3 protein-coding genes are annotated in these 4,851 nt (G+C 32.4%); all 3 read right to left on the reverse strand.

Annotated features, from left to right (window positions below):
• Window positions 1–67: 67 nt before the first annotated feature.
• Window positions 68–871 (reverse strand): hypothetical protein, encoded by an 804-nt coding sequence (locus EIC27_RS06165; RefSeq protein WP_205702360.1) that lies wholly within the window; start codon window positions 869–871, stop codon window positions 68–70.
• A 211-nt stretch (window positions 872–1,082) separates the two neighbouring features.
• Window positions 1,083–4,388 carry a conjugal transfer protein TraG N-terminal domain-containing protein gene (locus tag EIC27_RS06170; protein ID WP_162298357.1) on the reverse strand — a complete coding sequence of 1,102 codons (3,306 nt, stop codon included), beginning with the start codon at window positions 4,386–4,388 and terminating at the stop codon, window positions 1,083–1,085.
• Window positions 4,378–4,851, reverse strand: a 474-nt coding sequence (locus EIC27_RS07315) for a hypothetical protein (protein WP_162298358.1), incomplete at its 5' end; no start/stop codon positions are given. The genes EIC27_RS06170 and EIC27_RS07315, both read right to left, overlap by 11 nt.

Below are 4,851 nucleotides of genomic sequence, written 5' to 3' on the forward strand. Positions count from 1 at the left end.
TGACTCCGCTACACGCTTTTTGAGATCTTTTATTAGTAAACTATACTCTTGATAAATTACTTCGTTCTTAGTCATTGTCTTTTACTCCAAAATCTTTGTACTCTTTTAATAACTGGATAAATATTGCGATTTCTGTATTACTATTAAGTAACTGATACCTCTCATCTGGGATTAGTATCCCTGTAACATTATCTACTTTTTTTACTTCAAAGTGCTTTTGTGCTTCTAGTATTTCTAATATTAGGTCTTTATATGGTAATAGGGCTTTCAGTGCAGATAAAGGTATAGAGCTACCATATCTTACGTTATAATCTTCATCGATATGTGCAAAATGAACACTCATTATTTCTTTTAATAATACTTGCGCTTTGTTTTCTCTTTCTCGTTCGTTATTAATTAAATATATTTCTCCTAACTTTTCTTTAAGATGACTATACTTTGATAACCTCTTCTTAAGATCATCATTATTCCCGGCATAACCTGCACCCCCTTCTCCCCCTCCACTCTGTATGCAGATATAATCTGTAAAAGAAGATTCATCAAATTTTTTACATTTTTTAAATACATCAATAATAGAATAATAGCGAAAGTCGTCCCACCTGAACAATACATCCTCAACTGTATTCATCACTTCTCTGTTATATTCTTTAAACTTAGTGTATTCCTTTATATCATCTGCTATTCCTGAATCTCTTAATTGTTTTTTGATATCATCTAACTTGTATTTTTGCTCTTCAAATATTTTTATATACTGGTCTCTATATTTTGCGTGTATTTCTTGACCTTTCCTATTAATCTCATGCTGACTAGTATCTCTATCTAATTCGGTAGAATACCTACCTCTCTTCATGCTATCTTCTAAGTTATCCATCATTTTTCTTGTTTCATTTATTCTATTTATCACATAGTTACTATGTTTGCTGTATTCTTTTTCTATTTTATCATGGCCTTGCTTTATATGTAAGCGCTAAAATAAGGGCATCTAGGCAAGAATAATGCATTTAATAAACTAATTAAAAAGGGGAATGCTACTATACAGCAAAATATTATTTTTATTCTTTTTTGTGCTTTCAATGATATATTCATTCAACACCCCCATCTTTTTTATTAGCCTTGTTTATATCTTTTGATGCTTCAGCATTATTTGATTCTTGAGAAGCTAGATTTTCGGTTTGTTTTTCTTTAGATTCTCTTTTTATATCTAATCTTTTATCCTTTTTAATTTCTGTAGGCGCTTTATCTCTTTGAATATATACCCCTTTTTTGTCTGGCTGATTTGTAATGTTGTAATATGTGTTTTTTACACCAGTCATAAAATTACTAGTAGCATCGGATATATTCTCTACTACATCATTTGCTATTCCACCCAATGCTGTTTGATTTACTTCACCCTTCACTTTAGAATCTATTTTTTCTTGATGCTCTTTTACTACAGAAGTTTTTTCTTTCAGCTCGGTAGTTTTGGAATCAAGCTTTGTATTAATATCGTATTTATCATTTGCTTTACTTTGATTAACTTCTTGATGTATTTTCTTTGCAAATTCAGTCCCATCATACACAGATGTGAATTCAAGGCCTATAATTTCACCAGCTTGGTTTTCTTTATTTTTTTCCGTACCTCTAAATTTTATACTTCTTTCATTGATTTCCTTAATTCTCTTATTCATATGATTTTCATTTAGCTTCTTCACATCGCTCATATTACTTTTATAATCTTTTTTTAAATTGCTACCTAATGCTGTAAAAGCTGGCTCGTTTTTAATAGGTTGATCTTTTTCATTGTCATTAGACTTGCCATCATTATTTCCTTTTGTTGTCATTACTACATTAGGCTGGGTTGGATTTTTACCTTCTATAGCTTGATCAATAAACGTATCATTTTGATCATTTACATCTTTAGGTATTAACTTTCCACCAGCTTGCAAATATAAATAATTAAGCTCAGGATCTCCATCTATATCTGTAGGCATATATTTAACAGAGCTACCTGTGTATCCAAGTGCATTATCCTTAAGAAACTTTGTTGTTAAGCTATTGATTGTGTATGGATCATTTTGATGAATTATGCTTTCCATTTCTTCTGTACCTACTTTATTCTCTAGCCACTTCATAAATCTAGGTGTAAAGTTCTGATTTATTCTTTGTGACTTATCTAAATATGCTGCTTTTTGTGCATTATTTGCTTCTAATGCTTGTTCTGCCTTCTGTTTGGGTATTGTTGCAGTTTGAGCTTCGTTTAGATCCTGCCTTATTGAATCTACTAATGCTTGATCTTGTCCAGTATGCTCTTTTGATGAGGTGGATTTAATAAATGAATCTACTTTCCCAATACTCTCTGCATATCTCTTCGCATCCTCTGATCCATATAAATGATCATAAGCTTTTTTAACCGATGCTACCTTACTCATATCAGCTCCAGCATTTAATCCTATCGAAGGCCCAACCTTCTCAAATGATATTCCTGTATTTGCTGCCGCTAGTAATTTCATTGCGTTATCTTTTGATATTCCAAAATCTGCTGCTGTTTTATCTATTATACTACTTGATGTTTCAAAGGCAATTCTATCTTCAGTTGATAAGTTTTTAGTAAAGTCTTTATAACTTGCAGTACCTTTGTTAAATGACTCATTATACCCCAGTGCTTTATATTGTGCATTTGTAGTACTTTCTACATAATCACTACTTGCTCTTTCTATCTGACTCTTATTGCTTGCAATACTATTATCTATTCTCTTACCTATATGACTAGCCCAATCTATATTTACTAGCCCACCTGCATTGCTTACTCCTGTTGCCATACTTATTGCCCTGTTCCCACCTGCAAACTCATCTATTCTTGAGCCCATAGCTGAGTTTATAGAGCTCATTCCTGTTAAATGTTCATAATTATCATTATGTTTATTAGCAGATAAATTATTATGACTATGTGTATCTATACTAGTATTACCTAAAGTATAGGTTCCCTGAACACTATCTCTTGCTACCCTCATAGCTTCTTGCTGTGGCGCTGAGAACATTGCTGATGACAAACTTCCAAGTGACGATAACCCCATCTTAAGTGCTAAACCTGCTATCACTGGTACAAACATTAACATGTATCCAGAAAGTTCTGATATCTCTCCATTTATAGCTTGTAATTTTCCAATGCTAGCCCATGTGAGTGCATCTACATTTGCAACTGCATAATCTGCTGAATATACTGTGAACAATATTGCATATATCGGTATCCATAATTGTAAATATATCATTGAACAAAAGTAATTTTTAAATACTTCAAATCCCCCAGGTCCTAACATTAATATTACTGCTATCGGGAATAACCCATGTATGATTATTTCAAACATTGCTTTTATATTTAAAATAAATCTTGATGCCATATCTGCCATTGATCCAAAATATGTATTTGTAGTATTTCTAGTAATCACCTTACTATATGCATTTTCTATACTATCATTTACACTATTAATCGCAACTGCTTGCATTATTGTATCTTTTGCACTTCTACTTGATTTTAAAAACTTCCCATAACTATCACTTAAAGCATTGCTAAATGCTCCCTCATAATCAGCAGGACTTGCACTAGGGAAAAACTTTGCAAAAAATCCTTTTGCCAATGCTGGCATCCTTATATTTGTTTCAGCTTCTACTGCATCAGATAATATATGTGCAATTCTATTGCATGTTATGTATTGACCACCTACTTCTGTAGAATAGTTCTTTTTATTCAGACCCCTAATTGCATCTGTATATGGAATCAGACTCGCTCGCGATGTTCTTTCCTTTAAAAATCCAAGCATATCTTCAGCCTCAAGTAAATCTTTCTCTATGTAGCCATTCTTTCTTGTATATCCGTAGTCTATATCTGGTATAATACATTCTTCTAAAAAACTCCCAAATGCTGATTTAATGCTTGGATCTACTGCTCTTGCTTTAAGTGTATCTGCAACTATCTTCGACCCAAATAATACCCCCATTTTATCATAACTCTCATTTGGCATCACTGCAGAAAAACTCTCTTCATACTTATCTCCTACCCAATTCATAAATGTTGATGTTAAAGATGACATTGCTGCAAGTCCTATTGGAACCTTATCTATTTTCCTTGGCCCCTCTTTCATTCCATATTGATTAGGTAATGTATCGTTTATATGCACATTTGCAACTGGTGCAACCAGTATCCCTGTTATTAATGTCACCTTTATAAAATAATGAATGAGTGATTTCGGATTAAAGTCAAATACTGATTTTGCAATAAGTGTAACAAATGTTATTATTACTGATAATTTCAATAACCATACAAATCCATCACCCCCCATCACTAACCTTATTGCATTAAATACCTTTTCTAAAAAGTATCCTGTTCCTGCTGTATATATTTCAAAGATCATGTTTACCCCCATCAAATCTCTTCAGTGCCTTATCTTTTAATTCTTTCTTTTGATATGCCGTTCTATCTACCAGCATAATCTGCAATTGATGTCTGTTGTTATCCTGCATCTCATATTGATTTAACATCTCTCTTACTTTAATTAAGGACTTCCTATAATCATCAAGCTCTTCTGATGCTCCTATCTTAAAATTGTTAGCCGCCTCTATCGAATCATTAATTAACTCTGTTAAATATTGGAATAATATGTTCCACGCAGTAATCTGTATTAATATATTACTTTCCGTTTCTGGATGACCACCAGTCTTTCTATATAAAACTCCATACATCATATAAACAGGTAACCCTGATTTCCCTAAAAAATTAGCAGATTCCTTAGCTAATTCTACATCCTCTTTAAGTGATGTTTTGAAATTATCAAAATGCTGGCTAACTTTATATTCAAAACCCTCTCCTCTTGGTAT

The organism is Candidatus Aquarickettsia rohweri (genome assembly GCF_003953955.1).
GTDB lineage: Bacteria > Pseudomonadota > Alphaproteobacteria > Rickettsiales > Midichloriaceae > Aquirickettsia > Aquirickettsia rohweri.

Coding starts and splice junctions, on each gene's coding strand:
- EIC27_RS06170 (WP_162298357.1), bottom strand. CDS start 4,388: ATGATCTTTGAAATATATACAGCAGGAACAGGATACTTTTTAGAAAAG.
- EIC27_RS06165 (WP_205702360.1), bottom strand. CDS start 871: ATGGATAACTTAGAAGATAGCATGAAGAGAGGTAGGTATTCTACCGAA.